15 protein-coding genes are annotated in these 23589 nt (G+C 54.6%); 4 read left to right on the plus strand and 11 right to left on the minus strand.

The genetic code is table 11. The annotated features are described in order from the left end of the window. Window positions 1-53: 53 nt before the first annotated feature. On the plus strand, window positions 54-446 hold the full coding sequence (locus WCX72_RS06995; RefSeq protein WP_345969123.1) for a hypothetical protein: 393 nt from the start codon (window positions 54-56) through the stop codon (window positions 444-446). Window positions 447-456: 10 nt separating this feature from the next. Here WCX72_RS06995 and dsbD read toward each other — a convergent pair whose 3' ends face one another. Both dsbD and WCX72_RS07005 read right to left on the minus strand, forming a co-directional pair. Next, complete coding sequence (dsbD, locus tag WCX72_RS07000) at window positions 457-2256, minus strand: protein-disulfide reductase DsbD (RefSeq protein WP_345969124.1); 1800 nt, start codon at window positions 2254-2256, stop codon at window positions 457-459. A 105-nt stretch (window positions 2257-2361) separates the two neighbouring features. After that, window positions 2362-4188: a protein containing Six-hairpin glycosidase-like domain protein gene (locus tag WCX72_RS07005; protein WP_345969125.1), complete on the minus strand. Its 1827-nt coding sequence runs from the start codon at window positions 4186-4188 to the stop codon at window positions 2362-2364. A gap of 14 nt (window positions 4189-4202) precedes the next feature. On the opposite strand from WCX72_RS07005, the gene WCX72_RS07010 reads away from it, so the two are divergent. Continuing rightward, a complete protein-coding gene (locus WCX72_RS07010) occupies window positions 4203-5411 on the plus strand; it encodes a hypothetical protein (RefSeq protein ID WP_345969126.1) in 1209 nt (402 codons plus the stop codon). Between the two features lie 257 nt (window positions 5412-5668). On the opposite strand, the gene WCX72_RS07015 is transcribed toward WCX72_RS07010, so the two are convergent. The 6 genes from WCX72_RS07015 to WCX72_RS07040 all read right to left on the minus strand — a co-directional run bounded on the left by WCX72_RS07015 (window position 5669) and on the right by WCX72_RS07040 (window position 13786). Continuing rightward, the gene (locus WCX72_RS07015) at window positions 5669-6202 is read right to left on the minus strand and encodes a response regulator transcription factor (protein WP_345969127.1); all 534 of its coding nucleotides are present in this window, start codon (window positions 6200-6202) and stop codon (window positions 5669-5671) included. A gap of 85 nt (window positions 6203-6287) precedes the next feature. Continuing rightward, window positions 6288-7676, minus strand: a complete 1389-nt coding sequence (locus WCX72_RS07020) for an HlyD family type I secretion periplasmic adaptor subunit (RefSeq protein WP_345969128.1) — start codon at window positions 7674-7676, stop codon at window positions 6288-6290. Further along, a complete protein-coding gene (locus tag WCX72_RS07025) occupies window positions 7669-9822 on the minus strand; it encodes a type I secretion system permease/ATPase (RefSeq protein ID WP_345969129.1) in 2154 nt (717 codons plus the stop codon). The genes WCX72_RS07020 and WCX72_RS07025 overlap by 8 nt, the downstream gene beginning before the upstream one ends. Then, window positions 9823-11727 (minus strand): EAL domain-containing protein, encoded by a 1905-nt coding sequence (locus WCX72_RS07030; RefSeq protein ID WP_345969130.1) that lies wholly within the window; start codon window positions 11725-11727, stop codon window positions 9823-9825. It abuts the gene before it with no gap. Continuing rightward, complete coding sequence (locus WCX72_RS07035; protein ID WP_345969131.1) at window positions 11724-12380, minus strand: transglutaminase-like cysteine peptidase; 657 nt, start codon at window positions 12378-12380, stop codon at window positions 11724-11726. Before WCX72_RS07035 ends, WCX72_RS07030 begins: the two co-directional genes overlap by 4 nt. A 29-nt stretch (window positions 12381-12409) precedes the next feature. Beyond that, window positions 12410-13786 carry a TolC family outer membrane protein gene (locus WCX72_RS07040; RefSeq protein WP_345969132.1) on the minus strand — a complete coding sequence of 459 codons (1377 nt, stop codon included), beginning with the start codon at window positions 13784-13786 and terminating at the stop codon, window positions 12410-12412. A 170-nt stretch (window positions 13787-13956) separates the two neighbouring features. Here WCX72_RS07040 and WCX72_RS07045 point away from each other — a divergent pair, with 170 nt between their 5' ends. Beyond that, a complete protein-coding gene (locus tag WCX72_RS07045; protein ID WP_345969133.1) occupies window positions 13957-15897 on the plus strand; it encodes a thioredoxin domain-containing protein in 1941 nt (646 codons plus the stop codon). Between the two features lie 21 nt (window positions 15898-15918). Here the strand turns inward: WCX72_RS07045 and WCX72_RS07050 are convergent, their stop codons facing one another. Both WCX72_RS07050 and WCX72_RS07055 read right to left on the minus strand, forming a co-directional pair. Next, window positions 15919-20364, minus strand: a complete 4446-nt coding sequence (locus tag WCX72_RS07050) for an SBBP repeat-containing protein (RefSeq protein ID WP_345969134.1) — start codon at window positions 20362-20364, stop codon at window positions 15919-15921. Continuing rightward, a complete protein-coding gene (locus tag WCX72_RS07055) occupies window positions 20361-20915 on the minus strand; it encodes a hypothetical protein (RefSeq protein ID WP_345969135.1) in 555 nt (184 codons plus the stop codon). The genes WCX72_RS07050 and WCX72_RS07055 overlap by 4 nt, the downstream gene beginning before the upstream one ends. Before the next feature lie 221 nt (window positions 20916-21136). On the opposite strand from WCX72_RS07055, the gene ppk2 reads away from it, so the two are divergent. Next, window positions 21137-22090: a polyphosphate kinase 2 gene (gene ppk2 / locus WCX72_RS07060; RefSeq protein WP_345969136.1), complete on the plus strand. Its 954-nt coding sequence runs from the start codon at window positions 21137-21139 to the stop codon at window positions 22088-22090. Here the strand turns inward: ppk2 and thrC are convergent. After that, window positions 22087-23556, minus strand: a complete 1470-nt coding sequence (gene thrC / locus WCX72_RS07065) for a threonine synthase (RefSeq protein ID WP_345971534.1) — start codon at window positions 23554-23556, stop codon at window positions 22087-22089. The genes ppk2 and thrC overlap by 4 nt on opposite strands. Between the last annotated feature and the right edge of the window lie 33 nt (window positions 23557-23589).

Below are 23589 nucleotides of genomic sequence, written 5' to 3' on the forward strand. Positions count from 1 at the left end.
CCTTAACAACACAGTGGCATAATGAAAAATAACGCCCGTGTAAAGGAGTGCCGATGAAACCGATAATCCTGCCTCTTCTCCTCGCCGCATCGCTTTTTGGCGCGGATGGCTACAAGATCTACGAGCAGCACTGCGCCTCCTGCCATATGGTTATGCTCCCGCTTGAAGAACCGGCGCGCGGCCAGCAGAAGGCGAAGATGAAAGCGCCGACGATGCGCATGGTCGCCATGCGGCTGAAGATGATGATCCATATCCACAACGAGGATGAAGATGTCCAGCGCAAAGTCGTCAAGGCCTTTGTCAAGGAGTACATCGACGATCCCGACGAAGAGTATGTTCTGTGCCTGCCGGAGATGGTGGAAAAGTTCGGGGTGATGACGCCCGTCAAAGGGTTGACGAACGCCGAAAAGGAGGCCGTGGCCGAGTGGCTCTGGGAACAGTTCTAGTCGCTGTGTCTTAGAGCGAGCGCAGGTGCTCCAGGAAAGCTTCGGGCGGCTTGTAGCCGATCAGTGTCTTCTCCTTCATCAACTTCCCTTTTTCATCAAAGAAGAGGATGCCCGGAGGGCCGTAAAGTCCGAAGTTTTTCGTCAGCGCCCTTTCAGGGTCGCTGTTCTCCGTCACGTCCGCCTGCACCAGGACGAAATCCTGCAGTGCCGCCACGACACGCGGGTCGGCGAAGGTGAACTCCGCATACTCCTGGCAGGCCGCGCACCACGTGGCGGAGAAGTCCAGCATCACCTTTTTCCCTTTGTTGTCGGCGATGATCTGCTCCAGTTCCGCTTCGGAGTGGATCACCTCGAAGGCCACCTCCTTTGTAGCGGCAGGAGCAGCGGGGCCATCCGTGCACATTTTGACCTCAAACCCTTTGAGCGGGTGCGTCATCGACGTCCCGCCTGAGAGCGCTCCGACGAGCAGAATCGTGCCGTAGAGCATGAAGACGATGCCGATCGCCTTGATAAAGGAGTGCATTGAACGGCGGACACCGCCGTGGATCGGTTCGAAAGCCCCGAGGTAGACGGCGGCGACGATGAAGTAGATCGCCCAGAGCATCATCGTGATCCAGTCCGGGATCACCCGCGACACCATCCAGATGGCGACACCGATCATCACGGCGCCGAAGACCTCCGTGACAATGTTCATCCAGCCGCCCGGTTTCGGCATAAATCTGCCGGCGCCCAGGCCGATGAGCAGCAGCGGGACCCCCATCCCGAGGCTCATGACAAAAAGAGCGACGCCGCCGAGGGCCGCATTGCCCGTCTGGCCGATGTAGATCAGCGCCGCCGCCAGGCCGGGGGCCACGCAGGGGCCGACGATAAGCGCACTCAAAAAGCCCATCACCGCGACACCGGTAAACCCGCCCTTTTCACCCGCCTTGTCCGAAAAACGCGACAGACGTGTCTGCAGCGTCGCCGGGAGCCCGATCTCGTAAAACCCGAACATCGAAAATGCCAGCGCGACAAAGATCAGCGCGAATGCACCGATGGCCCACGGGTTTTGCAAGATCACCTGCAGGTTCTCTCCGAAAAGACCCGCCATAATCCCGGCGATCGTATAGGCAAAGGCCATCGCCAGGACATAAACCAGCGAAAGGGTGAACCCGCGCCGGGCCGTCAGCTTCTCCCCTTGCGACACGATAATGGAGGAGAGGATCGGGATCATCGGAAAGATGCACGGGGTCAGTGAAAGCGCGAGTCCGAAGCCAAAAAAGAGGGCCAGGATCGCCCAGAGACTGCCGCCTTTGAGCGTGTCGACAATCAGGTCCGTTTCGCTCTCACCCTGCACTGCGACCGGAGCTTTCGGCTTTTCGGGTGTCGCGGCGGCGGGCGAACCAAGTTTGGCGAGATCGACGTCGAAGGTGTACTCTTTGTTCTGCGGCTCGTAGCAGAGCCCGCGCTCCGAACACCCCTGAAATGCGAAAGCGACGGTCACCGGGACTGTGCCCGTTTTCTGCGACGATGTGAGAATGATCTCGACGGGCACGTTGTGCAGGTGGACCATGTCACCGTCATGCTCTTCCGCAACGCTGTTGACCTTCACTTCGGAGATGGAGACCCCGGAGGGTGCCTTGACCTTGGCATCGAGCTTGTCGGCATAGACATAGATGCCCTCGCCCAGTTCGATGTCAATGGCGATGTGCTGGTTATCGAGCAGGGAGGCCTTGGGTTTGAATGCCTCTTCGGGCATCAGGAAACTGCTCTGAAAGGCGAAGAGGAGCGTCGCCGAAAGCAGGGTAAAAAACGCGAGGAACCGTTTCACAGAAAGCCTTTGTGACGAAATTGGCCCACATTTTAGCGCAAGAAGCAAAAACAAAACAGTAACGCGCGCCCAGCTGTGGGGGGTTAAGCTTTCAGCCCGGGCATTTCACTTCACTATCGGGAGCAGACGGGCATAGAAACAGGCGGCATGCTGCACGGCATCGACACGGATCCACTGGCGCGTCAGTTTGAAGCGGAAGCTGCCGACGCTGCGCTCGGGGTAGCGGTGGGCATACGCGGATTCGGGTGTATTGAAGGTGGCGAGCAGTCCCCGCGCCGCCAGAAGCATGGGGCCGAGGATGTGCGTCATCTGCGCCCGCTCCCCCCGCTGCCGCGCCAGCCGGTAGGCCGCCATCAGCCCTTCGCAGCGCGAACCGTCATGGTAGACGTGGTCACCGAAACGGTAGTAAAACCCGCCGGCATAATCGGGACAGAGCGCATCATCAGGCGTGTACATATGGCGAATCATCTGTGCCGCGTCCCCGTACACGAAGGCCCGGTGGGCATCGGTGACGACGTCTCCGATCGTGTCCCAGGCCTCGATCGCCTGCATCAGCCAGCTGTCCGCCGGCAGCGGCTCGAAGAGATCGGCATAGCGCTTCGGACGGATATGGATGAGAAAATCAAGTGCCCGGCGGCTCTCATGCCGAATGCGCGCTTTCAGTTTATCCGATCCGTCGCCGTGTGCATGGAAAAGTGCCAGGCCAAGCAGCGCCTCGCCGGGGTAGTAAAAGGAGAAGAGGCCCCGCTTCGTCTTGTCATCGATGCCGACAAGCGGCGCCCCCTTCCCGAAACGCGGGTGGCGGTAGTAGCCGATCATCTCCCCCTCACTGTCGATACGGCTGAGCAGGTGCCGGACCAACCCCTCTGCATAGCGCCCGTAACGCCCGTCGCCGCTGAGATGCCGATAGCGCATCAGGGCGGCCAGCCCTATGCCCGCACCCCCGAGCTTGGACTTCTTGTTATAAAAGGGGTAGCAGCGATACCCCTCCGCATCCTCCTCTTCTTGCAGCGTCGTCACAAAATAATCGATGGAGCGGCGCGCCGCCTCCAGCAGACGGCGTTCTTTGAAGAGCGTATACCCCTCGAGCAGGGTGATCGTCGCGCCGCTGTGGCGCAGTATGTTGTAATAACCCGGGTTCTTCGGGTGCTGAAAATCGGCTTCGCTGTCACGCAGGGGATCGTAATAGTAGAGGAAGCGTCCGTCGCGCCGCATATTGTCCGCCAGCCAACCGATGCTCTCGCGCAGTACCCTCTCCACGGTACCGGCCGAGAGGGGAAACGGCGACGGAAGCCCCCGGTAGAGCGGAAGAGTCTTCGCCTCATAGGTAATGACGGCAACGCTTTTGAGCAGGCTGCACTGCAGCGGGAGGCCGCGCATCATCGCGGCACGCTGCTCCTCATCCTGCCCCTTCTGCGCCAGACCGGAGCGCCCGGCAAGATAGTCCAGTAGCTGCGTCACACTCATGATGCTGTGGGTCACGGCATCGGTCGGCATGACGTAACGCACCGTCCCCTCATAGACACAGCGTACCCCGGTCACCCCGGGCTCATATCGTGCCGGCGACACGTCCATCCACGTCAGCTCTTCCAGACGGCAGGGTATCTCCTCCGTCACCATCTCAACCATGATCCGGCACACTGAGGGGTCGGAAACATGAAAAGCCTCAAAGCCTTTGCGTTTGCGTACTCCCGCCACGGCGCGGCGTACGCTCTCCTCCAACGAACGGCGACGCGATCCCCAGCGCATCGGCTTCACGCCGCGTTGAAAGAGCGTAATATAGAGCTGCGAGCAGGAGGGATCGAAGCTCCGTGCAAACTGTTTGGGAAGCGGGAATGCCGAAGGCTCTCCCGCCAGCAGCTTCCGAACCGCCCCAAAAAACTGCATCTCATCTGCCGTTTCCGCGCCGGAGACCGCGTGCGGTACCGTCATCCCCTCTCCTTCACATGCCTTGCATCGCTTGTGATGCTTTCCGGCCCTTACAAAAACGTGCCTCGCGGGCACCCTTTGGTAAAAGCGGTGCGGGACGAGCCCGCCGCTTAGACAACGCTGTCCGGATCCGGATCCACATCCAGATCGTCCAGATCGCCGTCATCGAAGAGGTCGAAGTCCTCCGCATCCATCGCACCATGGCCGCCGCCGCCCTGTCCGGGGTTGCTGTCGTCGTCATGGTCCTCATCGTTGCCGTGACCGTTGTCATGGTCGTCATCGCTGTCAGAGTCGGCATCGGTATCAGAATCCGCGTCGGTATCGGTATCCGTGTCGGTGTCGGTGTCTGTATCAGAGTCATCGTCCGTGTCGGCACCGTGACCGCCGCCGCCCTGACCCGGGTTGCTGTCGTCATCATGGTCATCGTCATTGCCGTGACCGTTGTTACCATCGTCGTCATCCGTGTCTGTATCCGTATCAGTATCAGTATCAGTGTCGGTATCGGTATCGGTATCTGTATCCGTATCGGTGTCGGAATCATCATCCGTGTCGGCACCGTGACCGCCGCCGCCCTGACCCGGGTTGCTGTCGTCATCATGGTCATCGTCATTGCCGTGGCCGTTGTTGCCGTCGTCGTCATCGTCGGAGTCATCGTCCGTGTCGGCACCGTGACCGCCGCCGCCCTGACCCGGGTTGCTGTCGTCATCATGGTCATCATCGTTACCGTGGCCGTTGTTGCCGTCGTCATCATCATCGTCGTCGTTGTCGGTATCGTCATCGTCGTCGTTGTCGTCGTCGTTGTCGGTATCCGTGTCGGTGTCGGTATCCGTGTCGGTGTCGGTATCCGTGTCAGTGTCTGTATCCGTATCGGTGTCTGTATCGGTGTCAGTGTCTGTATCGGTGTCTGTATCCGTGTCCGTGTCTGTATCGGTATCAGCCGCCGGACGGGCATCCGCCGGATTGCCGATTTCCGCGCTCGCAACACCGCGGGCACCCACTTCGTCACCCTCCTGATCGGCACCGACGTCACCCCGTGCGTCATCACGCTCTTCATAGATGGCGCCTTCGCTCAGTCCGCTGCCCTGGCCACCGCCCTGACCTGCTGCTGTCGCACCCATCTCGCCGCCCATCAGGGCGGTTTCGAGGGCGGTAACATCACCGATCAGCGCATCGTTTTCCGCCGTATCGACCGTTACGCTGCTGTCGAGTACGACATGTTCGTGTGAGCCGATCTCAACGGTATGGCCGTTGTCGAGGCTCAGTACGATACCGCCTTCCCCGGTGATCACGGTGTCATTTTCGTGGATGATATCCCCGGATACAGCGATCTTTTCGTGGCCGCCCGGTCCAATCACTTTCACAACGCCTTCAATTGCCGTTACCATTCCGATTGCAGTTGCCATCTCATCTCCTTTTGATGTATCTTAGCTGTATTATAGGCTTTAACCGCCGCGCAGCTCAATACTACTTTCGTATGAATTTGTTATCGTCTGGCATTATTGACCATAATGGCCAGCTCGAGCCGGCTGGCCACGCCGAGCTTCTCATACACCGTCTTCAAATGGGTCTTGACCGTCTGTTCTGTGATATCCGCCGTCTGGGCGATCTCCTTGTTGCTCATCCCGAGCGCCACCATCTCCGCCAGCTCGCGTTCCCGCGCCGACAACGGGTCAAGCGCTTCCTGACGCTGGGACGCCATCATACTGTTGTGCCGGATCATCATCTGTATAAACTCCGGGTAAAGCCAGATATTGCCGCCGACGACGGCCTTGACGGCCTGATTGATGTTGTTGGCAGAAGCGTAGGTGTTCAGCAGGGCGCGTGCCCCCTCCTTGAGCAGCAGAATCCCTTCAGAATAGACGGGGCTGCTGTTCATCGCCATCACGGCGCTCTTCGTCCCTTTGAGAAACTGGAGCAGCTCCTCCAACTCCCCGATATTGCCGTCATAATCGAACAGCACGACCGCGGGATGCGCTTTGTCCAAAGCGCCGTAGAGCGCTCCGAGATCCTGAAACATCTGCAGATCATACAACCGTGACATCCCGGTTTTCCAGTGTTTGAGCACAGAATCCCGCCTAGAATAGAGGTAGAGTTTTTTCATCCTATCGCTCCTTGAAGGCATTGTCTTTCGTACGCAGCAGCGGTTGAAGAATATAGTCGAGAATGCTCTTTTTGCCCGTGATGATCTCCGCGTTAACGACCATGCCCGGAATCAGCTTCAACGGATTCTCCACCGTGCCGAGGAAGGTTTTGTCCGTTTCGATCCAGACCTGGTAGTAGGTCTTGCCGTCGGCTTCATTAATGGAGTCGGGGCTGATCCGCACGACCCGGCCGCTGAGTCCCCCGTAGATGGCAAAATCATAGGCCGTAATCTTGATCACTGCGCGCTGATCGGGGTACAAAAAGGCGATATCGCGCGGATGGACCTTGACTTCGACCAGCAGCGAATCCCCCGTCGGCAGGATATCCATCATCTTCATGCCCGGCGTCACGACCCCGCCGATCGTTGTGACATAGAGGCGCTTGACGATCCCGTCGACGGGCGAGCGCACCAGGGTCCGGCTCACCTGGTCTTCGAGCGCCGCCTGGGACTCCTTGATCCGCTGCATCTGCGCCTCGATCCCGTTTAGCTCCTCCTTGGCACGGTTCTGGAAAGCGAGCTCGGCTTCGTCGCGTTTGCTCTTTGCCTCGTCGATCATCGCCCGCGTCGACGCGATCTGATGTCTTGTCGTCGTCAGGGACTGCTGTACGTTGTTGGCATCGCGCTGCAGCTTGATATAGTCAACCTCGGGCACGATCCGCTTTTTGACCAGGGGCTTGTTGATCTCGATCTCCTTGCGAACCAATTCCATCTCCTGCTCAAGCTCGACATAGTGCTCCCGCGCTTCTTTGAGCTCGCTGCTGCGCTGGACAATCTGCGCGTCGAGCACCGCGATGCTCTTTTTGAGTTGCTTCCGGTTGCTCGTGAAAAGGCTGCGCTCCTTCTCGATCAGCGTCTTTTGCGCCGGGTCGCTCGTCTCGGGTTCGAGGAAAGCCGTCCCGTGGGCCTCCGCCCGCAGGCGGACCGCCCGGGCGTAAAGTTCGTCATACTCCAGCCGGGTCTTCTCCACCGTCGAACTGAAGTAGATGTCCTGCATCTTCAGCAGCGGTTCGCCTTTTTTGACAAGGTCGCCCTCTTTGATAAGGATCTCCTTGACGATCCCCCCTTCGAGGTTCTGGATCGGCTTGATCTGACTGCTCGGCACGATCTTGCCATTGCCCTTGACGACCTCGTCGATCATCGCGTGATCCGCCCAGACGATGAAAACCGCCACCGTCAGCAGCATAATCCAGAGGAAAAGCCGTGAATGCAGGGCCGTACGCTCCAGTACCGCGGCGCTGCGGCTGCTGAGATAGGCCAGCTCCTCCTCCGAAACGACCCTGGGACGCTGATCACTCTTGTCAGAGGGGCGCTTCGGCGGCCGGCTGGAGAGCATGGAACTGTCAAGCACTGTGCACCTCCGACTTTTTAAGGTAGGCGAGGACCTCCGCCTTCGTTCCGTCCATCACGACCTCCCCGCGCTCGAGCAGGATGATGCGCTCGACCAGTTCCAAAACGGCGTCTTTGTGCGTCACGAAGAGCGCCGTCTTCCCCTTGATCTTCTGGGAGATCCCGAGGATGGCGATGCGCTCGCTCTCTTCGTCCAGGTGCGAGGTCGGCTCGTCAAAGAGAACCAAGGAGAAATCGTCGATCAGGGCCCGTGCGATCCCGATGCTTTGGCGCTGCCCGCCCGAAACGTTCTGTCCCTTCTCCTTGATCTTCATATTGAAGCCGTCGGGGTTGAGATTGATGTAGCGCAGGGCGCCGCTCAGGCGTGCCGCCTCGACGATCTCGTGCGAATCAATACCGGGATGCTTCAGGGCGATGTTCTCCTTGATCGTCCCCTGCAGCAGAACGATCTCCTGGGGAACGTAGGCAATCTGTTTGCGCAGCTCCGCCGGGGCGTACTGATCCATCTCGACGTCGTCCGCGAGGATCATTCCCTCCTTGGGGGCATAAAAGCCCATCAGCAGGTTGATGATGGTCGTCTTGCCCGATCCCATCTCTCCCATGATGGCGACGTGTTCGCCGGGTTCGATCGTAAACGAGACGTCATGCAGGGCATTGCGCGCCGAATCGGGGTAGGCGAAATCGACATTGACGAAATCGATCTTTCCTTTGAGATGGCTGGCACTGATAAACTCCCGCTCTTTAGGGTGTTCGATGGCACTTCCCATCACCTTCTCGATCGCGCGGAAGCCCGCACGGGCTTTGTTGAACTGCAAGATCAGCATCACCAGCTTCCCGACGGGGTTGACGGCCCGCGACGAAAGGATGTAGGCGACCAGCAATCCCCCCGTCGTCAGTATGCCCTGGTGGATCATGTAGACGCTGGCCACGATCACGGCGACCGTCTGTACGCGGATCAGAAAGGAGGTCGCCGTCGCGATGGAGCCGTTGAGGACGCGGGATTTGAGCCCCCGCTGGGCAATGTTCCCCGTCGCCTCCTCCAGCTTCCACTGCATAACGCTGTTGTAGTTGAAGGCCTTGATCGTTTCAATGGCATTGAGGCTTTCGAGCAGAATGCTGTTTTTCACCGCCGATGCCTGGTTGGAGTTGCGGATGCTGGTCCGGATCGGTCCTTTTATAAGGAAGGCGTACACGACGATAAGGACGATCGTCATCAGCGGGATATAGACAACATCGCCGGCGACCCAGTAAACCACCAGCAGGAAAAGAATCGAAAACGGGAGGTCGACGAGGGTCGTCACGACGGTGGAGGTCAGAAAGTTCCGGATGCTCTCGTACTGTTTCAGGTCGCTTGAAAACGCGCCGACGGAACCGATCTGCTCGGAGAGCTTCATATCCATGACGTGCTCGAAGATCTTCGACGACATGATCACGTCGCTCTTTTTCGCCGCGATCTCCATAAAGTAGCTCCGCAAAAAACGTAAAAAGGCTTCGAGCACGAAGATGGCCACGACACCGTAGGTGAGGACCCAGAGCGTGTCGAGGGCCGTATTCGGGATGACCCGGTCAAAAACGTTGCGCATATACAGCGGCAGGATCAGAATAAAAAGATTGACCAGGAAGGAGCCGACCAGAATGTCCATATAGATCGTTCTTGTGCGCGACAACGTACTCCAGAACCAGTGCCTTTCGTCCTCCTCTTCCTTCTCTTCCTGCGCTTCCAGGCTGAACCCGAAGTTCTTTTTCATCAGGAAACAGTACCCGAGGTACTCCGCTTCCAGGTGTTCAATGGGAATCCACCCCTCCTGCTCGGGAACGCCGGGAAGCAGCACGTTCGCATACTCCATCTCTTTGTCAAACTCGAGCAGCACGCAGGCGCGATCCTCTTTCAGGATCAGGATACACGGCAGCAGGTGCTGTGCGATCTTGCGCAGGGATTTCTTTTGAAGGGTACTGGAGAAGCCCGCCTTTTCCGCCGCCCGGCTAAAAAGCGAACGGGAGCGCTGGGGGTCGGGTTCGAACAGTTTCGGGTCCTCCGGGTCGACCGGCAACCCCGCCAGGACGATCTCCGCGGTCACTTCCTGGTGATAGAGTTTTGCAACAGCCAACAGGGCGTCAAGCAGCCCGGAACGATTCTGTTCGCCCATCTACACCGCCCCCTTGTCCGGCTTGCCGATCCAGAAGCCCTGCAGCCGCTCAATACCGTGCTCGTACAGGCTTGTTGCCGTCTCCTCGCTGTCGACCCCCGTCGCAATCAGGTCGATGTCGATCAGCCTGGCGATGGTAAAGAGCGCCGATTCGCGTTTGCTCTCGGAACCGACCAGGGAGAGCAGGTACGCCGCGTCAATCTTCAGGTAGGAGGGTTTGACACGCTGCAGGAAGGTCAAATCTTTTTCGGATTCGACCGTAAAGTGGTCGATGCCGAAACGCCATCCCTGCTTCTGTACGAACATGGAGAAAGCCGCCGCGGGCTCCGGCGCGCTCAGCACCGTACTGTTGGAGACTTCGAACGCCAGTTCCAGCGTATTATCGTCCCAGGCATCTTTCCTGGCGGACAACCACCCAATGGTAGAACTGTGGGCGATAAAATCCTCCGAAACGTTCACCGCAACCTCGACGGCATGAAAGCTCTTGCCCATCTTGTCGAGCACGTAACGGTCAAGCTCCTCGAGCAGATCGAGGTGTGAAACGACCGGAATGAATGCCCCGGCGTTGAGCAGCTCGCCTTCCAGCTCCAGGCGCAGCAGCAGCTCTTTTTGCACCGTCTCCCCGCTGCGGGCGACAACGGGCTGGTACACGGTCACAAAACGGTCGAACTGCATTGCGTCGCGCAGATGTTTCCGCCACTCGTCGTGTCCCCATGAAGGTACATGATCGTGTTTTTCACGGTAAAGGACCGGTACGGCCCCGCCGGCTTCCGCCTGCATCAGCGCGTAATCGAGATGGCTCAGGAGGTCAGAAGGGGTTTCGCCGGTACGGTACGCCGCCGCGGCGATCGTCACGCAGTAGCCGGCCCCCTTGCAGCTCTCAGCCGCCGAGGTGAGCAGCGCCGAAACATCCGACTCTTCCAGCGACGGGAGGATGAGGATCACTTCGAATTCACGGACCCGGCAGGCAACGCCCTCTTCGACCCCGTTGACGATGCCGCGGGCAATATCGCCGATAAAGGAGAGCACCTTCTGCAGGACGTATCCTCCCTCTTCATGTTTCACCTTGTCGGGGTCGCACAGCTGCAGCGCAGCGACATAGCCGGCGGAGAAGCGGTCTTCGCCCGACATCAGGCTGCCCAGTTTCATCATAAAGAAATCGCGGTTTTTCAGGTGGGTCTGGCGGTCTTCATACAGGAGCGTATTGTAGCGGGCGACGGCGTCGGCCTCCTTCTTGAAAACCTCCTTCACTTTAAACACCAGGGTATTGATGGCCTGGACCACATCACGGAACTCCCTGGTTCTCGGCAGCGACTCCTGGATGATAAAACGGTTCCCCGAAACGGCTTCCGCCTGTTCTCGGACCGCATCGAGCGAACGCAGCACGATCTTCAGCATAAAGTAGATCCCGCCCATGGCCAGCACGCTCAGGATGAAGAAACTGACAAGCACTTCCTTGAGCGCATCCCACATCTGGGTATAGGCGTTGCCGCGGTATCCTTCGATCTGAAGCTCTCCGACCTGCATCCACTCCCTGCCCACGGGCACGGACGCCGACGCAGGCGGCAGGGCGATACTGTCGGCGAACCATGTCGGCACGTCATCGAGGGTCAGCGGCGTGTGACGCTCGTAGAGCACTTTTCCGTCGACGTTGCGGTAGACGATCGCTTCGTAAAGTCCGCTGTCAAACACCGCGTTGATCATCGTTTCGGCCATCGCGACATCCTGGCCGTCGGACGCCCGGCTGATCGCCAGCCCCAGGGACGAAGCGGTGTTGCGCGCACTGGTATAGAGCTGCTCCTCGATGAAACGGACGTTCGTCCGGTAGTTGCTGAACATCGTCATCGCCAGCAGCGCTATCACCAGAATAGACATCGCCAGCGTGATCTCTTTAAAGAGTGTCACAATCCCTCCTTTTCAATGCGTTGCAGGAATGCAGCCCACGCCTTATTGCGCGACTTCCCGCCTGAAAGTGTTTTGCCTCTTCCCTGCTGCGTATTCAAAAAGAGGGACTCCGCGTTGAAACTGTAGACATAGACGAGGTCTTTGCGTTTCGTTGCCGGGAAAATGCGGTAATTGAGATTATCCAGGACCAGCGGTACCGCTTTCGGGTCTGCGTAATAGGTCAGCACCATATGCGCCTGGTTGAACTTGACGGCCTTTACGTAGGTAAAGAAGAGTTTTTTTTCGGGGACACCGAGCCGTTTCAGGGCAAAATACTTTGCGATGACGTAATCCTCGCAATCCCCCTGGTCCCGCGCGAGGAATTCGCTCGGGCGCGCCCAGTAGTCCTCGACACCCCAGTTTTGGATGTCGGAAACGAAACGGACGCGGTTGAAGAAGTCGTTAACCCCTTTGAGCTTTTCCATTTCACTCTTGTCCCGGAGGCCGTTGAGCATCCGCTCCATCGCTTCCAAGCGTTTCCGGGCGAAATAATCCTGTTCGTTCGCGTTGACGGCTGCATGCCCTGCCGACGCCTTCTCCCCGATGGGAGTCAGCGAGGCACCCTGTCCTGCACATCCTAGAAGGAGCGAAAGAAGTGCGAAATACCTGAGCAAATCAAAAACCGCCTTTTACCGTCCAGCGTCTATTCAGACGCTGGGACCTCAGTCGGTGCCATCGCATCGCGCTTCAGGGCCAAAACCTCTTCGGGCTTCACCTCCGCGACCAGCGGCAGGCTCCCGACGTTTTCAATAACCCGGTATTCGGCCAGTTGCTGATCGTACAGGGTAGAGACGTAAGCCTTGCGGGAAGTGTAGTACTCATTCTCGACATCGAGCACGTCCAGAAGCGTCCGGCGTCCGAGGCGGAACTCTTCGTTGTACGCCTGCAGGGTTCTTTGTGTAAAGTCGCGGTGCTCTTTCAGATACGCCAGCTGCTCCGTTATCCGGGTTTTAGCCGCCCAGGAATAGTTCAGGCGTTCAAAAACAAGGCGCTGGTTCTCCATCATTTTTTCGGAGGCGTTGAAAGCGGAAGCGAGCGCTTTTTTGCGGCCGGCGACATCCGCACCGCCGTTATAGATATTCCACGATGCGACCAGCTGTACGCTAAATTCGTTCTCATCGCCCGCATCCGTACGCCATGCGTAATCGCCCGTCCTGTCATTGTTGACATGGGACTGTTTGACCTCCAGGTCGACGCTCGGATAGTAGGTGTAAGCCGCCTGGCTGTATGCCTCCTGCGCCGCCTTGATATTTTTACGGCTGGCCATCAGGGTCGGGTAATACTGAAGCGCCGTTTTTTCCGCCGCCTCGATGCTCATCGGCATCAACGAAGCGTTGACCTTCGCTTCCATCATATCCTCGGGGTCGACCGTTTCTCCGTAGATGCGCTTGAAGTTCGTCTGGGCATCTTCGAAATTGTTGATGGCGACCTTGACGTTCGACTCGGCCAGTGCGAGACGGCCGGAGATCTGTTCCATATCCGACTGTGCGCCCACGCCGGCTTCGAGACGCTCTTTGATCATGTCATAGTAGCGCTGGTGCGTGTCGCGGTTCTCCAGCGTCAGGGCGAGGATCTGCTTCTGCTTCAGCACGCCCAGATAGCTTTCGATCATGGTAAGGCCGAGCTGGCTCACTTTTTCCATCAGCGAGTACTCCGCGGAGAGCAGTCTCGCATCCTGCTGTGCGACGTCGTGCATCGTCGAGAAACCGCGGAAAAGGTTTTCGCGCGCCCGGACGAACGCTTCCGTATGCATGTAGGTGTCTGAATCCACGTTAGGACCGATTGGCCCGATGGAACCTTCATCATGCTTTAAACCGACGGATCCCTGCAGATCTACCACCGGGAGGTAATCAGCGAATGCGATCGTTTTGTCCTCTTCGACGGCACGGTAATCCTCAATGCGCTGCCGGATTTCCGGATTGGTGTCCACCACCGTCCGATACGCTTCTTCCAATGTCAATCCGTGACCTGCCGTTGCCAGTAGGAAAGGCAGAATCCCAAGTATTCCCTTATGTTTCATCGTCGATCCTTTGCACTTGATTTGCCAGTTATTGAAACTGTCCTTAAAAGGATTATAGCCCGTTTCAACCTTACAGAAACATAATGTAATAATTTCCATTGATCTTCTTTTTTTAATTAAGCAGCAGATTGTATATAATGCCCCACTAATCCAACGCAGACGGACCGACCATGCCCAACAGACTCGCCAACGAAGACTCCCCCTACCTGCAGCAGCACAAAAACAACCCCGTCGATTGGTACCCCTGGTGCGACGAGGCCTTTAGACGTGCCCGCGACGAGAAGCGTCCGATCTTTATCTCCATTGGCTACAGTAGCTGCCACTGGTGCCACGTCATGGAACACGAGGTCTTCGAAAACGAGGCCATCGCGGCCTACCTGAACGAACACTTTGTCAGCATCAAGGTCGACCGCGAAGAGCGCCCCGACCTCGACAAGTACTACCAGGAGGTGCACCAGCTGCTCAACCGCCGTGCGGGCGGCTGGCCCGCCTCCATCTTCTGCACCCCCGACAACAAACCCTTCTACGCCGGCACCTACATCCCGCCGACCACCCGCGACCGGATGCTCGGCTTTACGGAACTGACGGAGATCATCGCCACCAAGGTGGCCGAAGGGGACGAGAAACTCTTCCAGAACGCCGACGAGATCCAGAACTACCTGAAACCCGAAGCGCGGCCGAAAGAGGCCACGGTCCTCAAGCCCTCCCTGGCTACCGGTTTCGTCAAACAGGCGCTGCACAACTTCGAGAACACACATGGCGGCTTCTCCCAGCAGCCGAAGTTTCCGCACACCTCGACGCTGAACGCCCTGCTCGACATCGTGCTGCTGCAAAACGACGCCGATGCGAAAAAGATGGTGACGCAGACCCTCTCCACGATGCACCGCGGCGGTATGTACGACCTCGTCGACGGCGGTTTCTGCCGCTACAGCGTCGACCCGGAGTGGCTGGTGCCACACTTTGAGAAGATGACCTACGACAATGGGCTGCTCTGCGAGCTCTACGCCCGTGCCGGGCGGATGTTCGGCGATGCCTCCTATACACGGACTGCCACGGAGATCGCCGACTTCATGGCGGCGAAGATGCAAGAAGACGGCCTCTTCTACTCCGCCAGCGACGCCGACAGCGAAGGGGAAGAAGGCACCTACTTCATCGTCGCGTACGACGTCGCCAGGGCGGCGCTGATCGAGGACGGCTTTGCCGAGGATGACGCCGATGCGATCCTGGAGACCCTCCATGTCACGCCGCGCGGCAACTTCGAGGGCAGGAACATTCTCTGGCTCTCCGAACCCGTCGAACGCCCCGAGTGGTTTGTCCCCGTCCGCGACGTCTTCCTCCGCCTTCGCACAGAGCGCGAATACCCCTTTATCGACCGCAAGATCCAGACCTCCTGGAACGCGATGATGATCCGCGGCCTCTTCGAGCTCGGCAAGAGCGACCCTGCCTACATCGAAAAAGCGGTAACGGCCCTCAAAGCCCTGCAGGGTTTCCTGATGCCGGACGGCACGCTCTACCACACGGCCCTCATCCACAGTACGCCCAAAATAGGCACTTTCCTGGAGGATTACGCCTACCTCGGGACCGCTTTCGTCAAGGCCTACGAAGCGACCTACGACGACACCTACCTCATGCAGGCGCAGCAGATGGCCAACCGCGCACTGGAGACCCTCTACGACAACGGACGCTGGTACTTTAGCAAGGGCGAGTTCATCACCGACGCCGATCCCACAGACAGCTCCTACCCCGGCTCCGTCGGCGTCATGGTCGACCTGCTGCTGAGCCTCGGCATCCTCGTCGAGGAGAAGTACCGCCACTTCGCCTTCAAAACCCTGGAGTACTACTCCGCCCGCCTGGCGAAGACGCCGATCTACTTCCCCTACCTCTTCAACCAGGCGCTGCGCTATCTTTTCGAGGACCTCGTCGTCAAAGCCGACGCCGAACGGCTGGCGTCGGCCGCAGGTAACATTTCGACGGTCACCTACCCCTACCTCCACGTCAAGGTCACCGACGACGATGCTTATATGCTCTGCGGCGTACAGAGCTGTTTCGCTCAGCTCAAGAATGCGGACGAGATCGCCCCGATGATCAAAGAGAAGTTCTCGGCGTTATAAACACGCCTGGGACACCGAAACCTAGTCACCAATTTTCATTAAGAATGCATCTGCCACACCTAAGGGTGGGTTTCCATCCAGCGCTTCATAAACCAATCCACCCAAAAGCACATTTCCATCAAGGTCGATCACCATATCCAGTACACTGTCATTGTCGATCGTCCCATACTGTTTAGTGCTCATTTCAGTTCCATTCAAGTCCATTTTCATCAAAAAGAAATCGCTTTTCTCACTGCTTTCAAGATAGGGCGTTTTGTTGAAATTTCCATTTAAGTCGCCGGATGTATTTCCAACAATATACAACACACCTAAAGGGTCATAAAGTATTCTACTCGCTGTATCATTTTCCAGTGTTCCGTAATTGCGACTCCAGAGCATAGTACCGTTTATATCTACTTTCGCCAATGTGACATTTAGATCGTAGTGTCCCGTATATTCGGTTCCCCAATACGCTTCATTAACTCCGGCCAAAAATATATTTCCGGCCCCATCAAATGTTAAATCATTATAATAATTACAGTCATACGATACAGAGGTGTCGCACGGATAGGAATACTTCCAGATCAACTCCCCACTACTGTCAAATTTAACAAGCGTTTCATCTCCCATATCCACTAATAGGAAAAGTTTGCCATCATCCAATCCGATTCCATTAACGGAATCGTAATGTCTGGAGCCTATTTGATGCAGCCATACTGTGTCGCTCTCATTGGTAAGTTTGGCCACAAAAATGTCTTTATAACCGTAATTGACTCCCCCGTCAATAGAACCTCCTGTTTCTCCTAAAATGTATAAGTTGTCTGCTCTGTCAGCTACAACTCTATTCACTGAATCCCAATAGTCATCTCCACTGTTATATAGATGCGTCCAAAGTTCATCACCATCATTTGAAATAGCCATGATCCATCCCGCTGTTCTGTAATCCAGCTTATTGCAGCAACTGTAAGGCTTCGAATATTGACTCCCTACAAGATAAATTGTGCCGTCACTGCCTATGGTCATATCCGAAACAGATGTTTCAAACTCGTTTTTATACTGTTTAATCCAGAGCTGTTTCCCTGCCGAATCAAATTTGGACAAAAAGACGCTCCTTTTCCCTTCGCTTGCATTGCCATCAATAGCTCCGTATGTCCATCCTGCAGTATAGATATTGTTTTGTGCATCGACAACAATTGAAGTCGTACTGTCGGATGTCGATGTACCATACTGCTTGGTCCATTTATTTATAAAAATCACAACTTCTACGGCTGGGCTGGCACCAAGACTGTTCGTGCCGATAGCCTGTAAATGATATTCCGAACGTGACATGTGGTTCAAATCCGCTGTAGGTGACACTGAAATCGTACCGTTGGCTTCGATAACGAAATCCTTGCTCCCTTCACCCTCCAACCCGACCGAAAAACCCGTCCCTAATCCGGGATAAACATACATCTGCCCCACTTCTTTTCCTGCAGGAGCGTGTTCATCCATACTTCCGGTAAAAGGATGCAGTTCCGGCAGAGGCTCCTCAACATCTTTGATGTTGACGATCACCTCAGCCCATGCCGATGTTTGTCCGACACTATTAACGGCTCTGGCCTGAAACCGGTAGTTGTTTTCTCTTTCGAAATCAAAAGGATGTATTGTTATGATCGTCCCTTTCTTATCTATTCCAAAATCAAGATAACCCCAGTAATTGAGTTCATAACGGGTGACATTTCCGTCACCTTCACTGATTAACGTGACACGCCCTATTTGGCTCCCCACTGGGATGTCTTCATCAACTACCATGATGCTCTGTCCCAATACAGGCGCCTCAAAAACATCATCAACGACTATAGTGACATTAATATCAGCCGCATTACCGACACTATCTGTGATACGCACTTGTACTTCATATGTATTATCTTTATTACTGTCATCAGGTTTTTCAAAATTTGGAGCAATGTTAAAGATAAGACGCCCCATCGTACCAATAGAGAATAAATTTGCATCTACTCCACCGGAAATCACATAAGTAAGAGGTAGACTATTATCCATTGCATTGATATAGACAACTGTCTGTATGTTCTCATTCACATGAACCTCACCAGGCATATCGACCTGAGGAGGGGTCATATCAGGTATGGTAACCAGCTCTGTAAACTGCGTATAGAGCAGTTGCCCTTTATCGTCCCTAACTCCTACCGTAAATGTCAGTGTATAGCTCTTTCCATCCGTCAATGCTGCTGCGGGAATAAAAGAGAGTGTTCTATCGTTGAGTACAATTTCCCCACTGATAATATTCCCAGTCTCATCGGTCAGGGTGATCTCTACTGATTCAATCATGGACATGTCAACAGTAGCATCAATTGTAAAGGTGAAATTCCCATCTGTAGCCGTACCTTCCCATCCTGATTCCTCAAAGTCTAGGTTGGCATAAACCAGCGCATAGGCATCTGCATAGATATCCTGACCGAGATGAACTTTCTCGACAATAGGCAAAACTCGTCTGTCATAGTCGGCGCGCAGTCGGCTTTTCCCATCATATGGCAGCCATCCCAGCACGGCTTCGTAATCGGAAGACACATTCGTATTGGTAATATTCTTCAGTAACCTGCTCGCAACATCATCCAAATGAGCGATAATCTCAGCTGTTGAGACATTTGCCTCCAACATATGCTTCGTCACCTGGTACGCGACCTCGGTCAGAATATTGACTTTATAGCCCCCTTCCTGCAATCTGCTTCCAAATAGAAGCGCACGTAATGTGCCGTTATTTTCTGTCGGGGTCTGATCAATGGCCATATTGTCATCGGCATCAATATCCTGACCGCCATGAATACTAAGCAGATAAAGCTGTGTTGCGCCGATTGACGTCATGAAATCAGACGGCATGCTGATCAGGCCTGTTGTGATGCTGGATCCACCATAGGTTGTCGAACCGCTTGCAAGGGGTTCGGCAGCGCTGCCGAACGCATCACGCACTTCAATAGTAGCTCCGCCAAGCGGCCCGAGCAATGCCTGTGTCAGCATAGGAACGATCCCATAAATATGCTTTGTACCGTTCGAATCCTCTTTACTTTTCCCTAACTTCACTACCGTATGGTTACAATCTTTACATCCGTTCTCTTTTGACGCGGTCGAATAGTTCCCATCCTTCACAACAATATCAAGCACGTGTCCGACATTGAGACTGGCAGAATCTTCTATGTCGAATGCGAACATTTCACTGCCTCCCGGAACTTTGACATTAAAGACCAGCGTTTCGGGTGTTCTGCGATTAATGCACGTTTCGTCTATTGCACCTTTACTGTTAGCATGGACTTCATATGTTCCGACAGGAAGATCATCTTCGACGTAATAATGTTCAAATGCAGTATCATTTAGGTCCGAAATATCCTTTACTGCCTGATCGGCTTGAAAATCAAGATCTATGTCAATATACGGATAGCGCCAGGTCAGTCCCACTGTCACCTTGCCGTTATGAGCTGTGTGATTGCTGTCGTTTACATCCCGGCACTGGGACATAATATACGAATTGCCTTCAACATGTATTTTTCCCATCTCTAAAAAATAGACGTCTTTAAGATCCGGCATGGTTTTAAATCGATGTTCCATAGGTCTTATGGTTCCAACCATACACAGATCTGCACTTTTAGGGATATATTGGGAAGTGGCATTTTTGTGAGCTATTAATGCATCAACAATTGCTTGAATAATTACTGTTTTTGCTTTATCAGTTGAAAATGTTTTCTCTATACCAAGATCCGTCTCGTTGACATCATCACCCATATAATATTTAAACGAATGGTAGGATATAGACGGCATATCAACAATTTCATTAGCAGCGTTTTTATATCTTTTCCTATTAGGATTTTCTAAAGTCCACGGAGCTAAAGACACTATAGGTACCAAATCATTGTCCCATGATACCCGAGGGCCTTTCCCAGCTACAGTTAAAGCAGGTGAGGCCACTCCAATCATATGAAAGTACCCTTTCATCCAATTATCAAGAGACTCATACGCTTTATTAGTAAAAAAATTGCCTTGAGAATGTGCTACAACGATAACACCGTGGCCATCTTTAATACTTTTTTTATAGGCCTCTTTGTGCTTACTCAAATCAACAAAATTAAGCGCCTGGGAAAGTGCATCAAGATCTTCAAGAAGCTTTTTCGCATACACATTGTTAAATTCCAACATCTTTGCCATTGTTACGGTCTGTCCAACAGACCACTGTAAAAATGCTTCTAGAAAATCGTCAACTCCCCATAAAAATTTTGAGTTATAGGCAACTTTTGGAATAATTCTAGATGCAAAAATATTGGAATTAGATTTTTTGAGTATTTCAACCTGATAATCCCACAATTTTTGTGCTTCATTTTCATCTACTTCTACAAGTACACCATTTGCATAATAAAGATCAATTTGACATTCGTTAATTGCAGCTGACAGTGGTTGAAAATGGATAAAAAGCAGGGTAACAAGATAGAATAAAATTTTCATTTTTCTTGTTGCATTGCTTTTGTTATGTTGAAATCACATGAACTTTTTACTCGTTCATTCTCTTCAACACCATAAACACCCCCACCAAGAGCATGATCATATCGCATATATTTTTCAAGACGTTCTTCAGAGTTATAAATCCGCTTTTTCATTTCACTATATGATTCAATGCCATATTCAATATCATATTTCCTGAATAAATATGATTCGCATGCGATTACTCTATTTGTAATCACTTGTTGCCACTTTTGAGCATTACTAATTGCATCCGGGTCAGCAAGCATCGCCTGATGTGCTCTAGCACCTTGCATCAAAACCTCTCTTCGTATTTTGCTTGAGTACGTTTTATAGATCCAACGCTCCACGTCATCTCTGACACCGTCATTGTTGCTGTCAATCCCTAGTAGCGTTTCCTTCCCGGCCTCTCCGGGATCAGGTGGAAGCGTATGCCCGTCTATGATTTCAACTTCATCTGTCGATGTATGTTTTGCATCAGAGTCCCAACAACCGGTTAGTAAAAACAGAATTATGAAAATGGTAGAGAGCTTCATGAATTTGCACCCTTAACTTATATAGTGTTTTTATGTTTTAGCATATTATTATTAAATTTGTATTAATTCATTTCATCAAAGCGTACAATAGTTTTTAAAACCCTCGTTTGAAAATCATGTGTAAATGGGTCATCATCGAAATAGCTTCCTCCTGCGCAGCTAAGGCCGCAGTACACCCTGCAGCCGCCATATCCGTGCTATAATCAGCCAAAGGAGCGTGTATGGGCACAAAGCACGATATGCTGGGGACGGAACTGGAACAAGGGGAGATCCTCAAAGAGATCGTCCATGACGACCGCAGGATCGAAAGCGGCAAGGCGTTTGAGCGGGAGCGGCGCGAACACAACAAGAACGGCAAAAAGCGGGTTGCCGTCTGGATCCGCAAGAGTGTCATCGACTACGAAGACGAGCTCAAACAGCTGCAGATCGAACTGCTGAAACTGCAAAAACACGTCAAAGAGCAGGGGCTGAAACTGCTCTTGCTCTTCGAGGGGCGCGACGCTGCCGGCAAGGGCGGGACGATCAAGCGCATCACCGAGCACCTCAATCCCCGCGGCGCGCGCGTCGTGGCGCTCAACAAGCCCTCGGACGTCGAAAAGACGCAGTGGTATTTCCAGCGCTACGTCGAGCACCTCCCCAGTGCGGGCGAGATCGTCCTCTTCGACCGCAGCTGGTACAACCGTGCCGGGGTAGAGCCTGTGATGGGCTTCTGTACCCAGGACGAGCACCAGGAGTTCCTGCACGAAGTCCCGCAGTTCGAGCGGATGCTCGTCAATGCCGGCATCATCCTTGTGAAGTTCTACTTCTCCGTCTCGAAAAAAGAGCAGGCCAAACGCTTCAAAGAGCGCGAGAACAACCCCCTGAAACACTACAAGCTCTCCCCCATCGACCTCCGCTCGCAGGAGCTCTGGGACAAATACACCATCGCCGAATACTCCATGTTCATGGCGTCGCACACCGATCACTCCCCCTGGACGATCATCCACGCGGACAAGAAGAAAAAAGCGCGCCTGAACTGCATCAAACACATACTGAAACAGATTAATTATTCGGAAAAGATCGGCAAGAAAGTATTGAAGACGGACAAAGAAACGCTCTATTCGGCGGACAGGATGATCGCCGAATTCGACAGCAGCGTTGCCCTGCAGCCCGAAAAGGCCGCAAAGGGGAGTTAGATAAAGTTCAGGATCTCCGCTTCGATCTGCTCTTTTTCGATGATGGTCTTCTGGGTGACCGGCTTGTCGAAGAGGGCCTTGATCATCTCCGGGATGCCGATCTTCGCTTCGGCGGCGATGGCGTTGAGCGCGTCGATGTCGTGCGTATCGACTTCGCCGGTGAGCGCGTTCGCGATCGTCGGGGAGAACTTCGTCCACTCCGCCGTGGAGTAGGCGATAGTTTTGAGTTCCTTCTTCGCGCAGTTTTCATAGGCTTTGAAACAGGTTGCCGTATGCGGGTCCATCAGGTAGCCGTCCGCGAACGCCGCCTTGATATAGGCCTTGCCCTCGTCGCCCGTCGCGTAATCCGCCGCGAAGAACTCCTGGAGTTTGTCCAGTTCCATGAAACAGAGCTCGTAGTTGTGTTCTTCGTCAAGGGAGCGCATCAGCTCTTTGGTACGCGCTTCGCCGAAGAGGTCATAAAGGACGCGCTCGACGTTGGAGGATTTGAGGATATCCATCGCCGGTGACGTCGTCGCGACGACGTGGGCATCGCGCAGGTCGTATTTCCCCGTCGTAATAAGGCGCGTCAGGACGTTGTTCTCGTTGGAGGCGATGATGATCTTCTCGACCGGCAGTCCCATCTTCATGGCGTAGTAGCCGCCCAGGGCGTTACCGAAGTTGCCGCTCGGTACGTCCAGGTAGACCTTTTCGCCCATGGTGATCTCGCCCTGGCGCACCAGTTCGAGGTAGCTGTGGATGTGATAGATGATCTGGAAGATGATGCGGCCGAAGTTGACGGAGTTCGCCGCGGAGAGGGAGGTGCTCTTCTCCTTGAGGGCTGCTTTGAATGTCTCGGATGCCAGCAGCTGCTTCAACGCGCCCTGCGCGTCGTCGAAGCTCCCCTTGATGCCGATGACTTTCAGGTTTTCCGCATCCTCCGTGACCATCTGCAGGCGCTGCACGTCGCTGGTACCGCCGTCGGGGTAGAGACACGCGACCTTGACGTTGGCGCGGTTCTTGAAGGTCTCCAGCGCCGCCGGGCCGGTATCGCCGCTGGTCGCGGCAAGAATGAGGTAGTTCTCGTTACGTGCCTGGGCGATGGAAGAGAGGACAATGCCGAAGGGCTGCAGCGCCATGTCTTTGAAGGCGCGGGTCGGGCCGTGGTAGAGTTCGCTGACATAGAGGTCTTCGCGGACCTTGACGACGGGCACGGGGTTGGACGGGTCGTCAAAAGCGTCGTAGAGGGCAAGCGCCTCGTCGATGACCGCCTCGTCGATGTCGATCGCAAAACGCGTGAGCATATCCTTCGCCATCGTCTTGTAACTGCTGTCCAGGTGCTTTTGAAGGAACGCTTCGCCCAGTTCCGGCAGGGTTTCGGGGACGTACAAGCCGCCGAAAGAGGCGATCGGGCTCAAAATAGCCTGGGAGAAGGTCACTTTTAAAGGATGGGTTCCGTCATTTCCACGTGTCTCGATAAACTGCATCATCTTCGCTTTGAAAAAATTTTCGCAATTATA

This window comes from Thiomicrolovo immobilis, assembly GCF_039645955.1.
GTDB lineage: Bacteria > Campylobacterota > Campylobacteria > Campylobacterales > Sulfurimonadaceae > Thiomicrolovo > Thiomicrolovo diazotrophicus.

What these genes read in the sequence shown, in the direction of transcription:
- WCX72_RS06995 (WP_345969123.1), top strand. Translation starts at nt 54, where the DNA reads ATGAAACCGATAATCCTGCCTCTTCTCCTCGCCGCATCGCTTTTTGGC.
- WCX72_RS07005 (WP_345969125.1), bottom strand. Translation starts at nt 4,188, where the DNA reads ATGACGGTACCGCACGCGGTCTCCGGCGCGGAAACGGCAGATGAGATG.
- WCX72_RS07010 (WP_345969126.1), top strand. Translation starts at nt 4,203, where the DNA reads ATGCCTTGCATCGCTTGTGATGCTTTCCGGCCCTTACAAAAACGTGCC.
- WCX72_RS07015 (WP_345969127.1), bottom strand. Translation starts at nt 6,202, where the DNA reads ATGTTTCAGGATCTCGGAGCGCTCTACGGCGCTTTGGACAAAGCGCAT.
- WCX72_RS07025 (WP_345969129.1), bottom strand. Translation starts at nt 9,822, where the DNA reads ATGGGCGAACAGAATCGTTCCGGGCTGCTTGACGCCCTGTTGGCTGTT.
- WCX72_RS07040 (WP_345969132.1), bottom strand. Translation starts at nt 13,786, where the DNA reads ATGAAACATAAGGGAATACTTGGGATTCTGCCTTTCCTACTGGCAACG.
- WCX72_RS07045 (WP_345969133.1), top strand. Translation starts at nt 13,957, where the DNA reads ATGCCCAACAGACTCGCCAACGAAGACTCCCCCTACCTGCAGCAGCAC.
- WCX72_RS07050 (WP_345969134.1), bottom strand. Translation starts at nt 20,364, where the DNA reads ATGAAAATTTTATTCTATCTTGTTACCCTGCTTTTTATCCATTTTCAA.
- WCX72_RS07055 (WP_345969135.1), bottom strand. Translation starts at nt 20,915, where the DNA reads ATGAAGCTCTCTACCATTTTCATAATTCTGTTTTTACTAACCGGTTGT.
- ppk2 (WP_345969136.1), top strand. Translation starts at nt 21,137, where the DNA reads ATGGGCACAAAGCACGATATGCTGGGGACGGAACTGGAACAAGGGGAG.
- thrC (WP_345971534.1), bottom strand. Translation starts at nt 23,556, where the DNA reads ATGCAGTTTATCGAGACACGTGGAAATGACGGAACCCATCCTTTAAAA.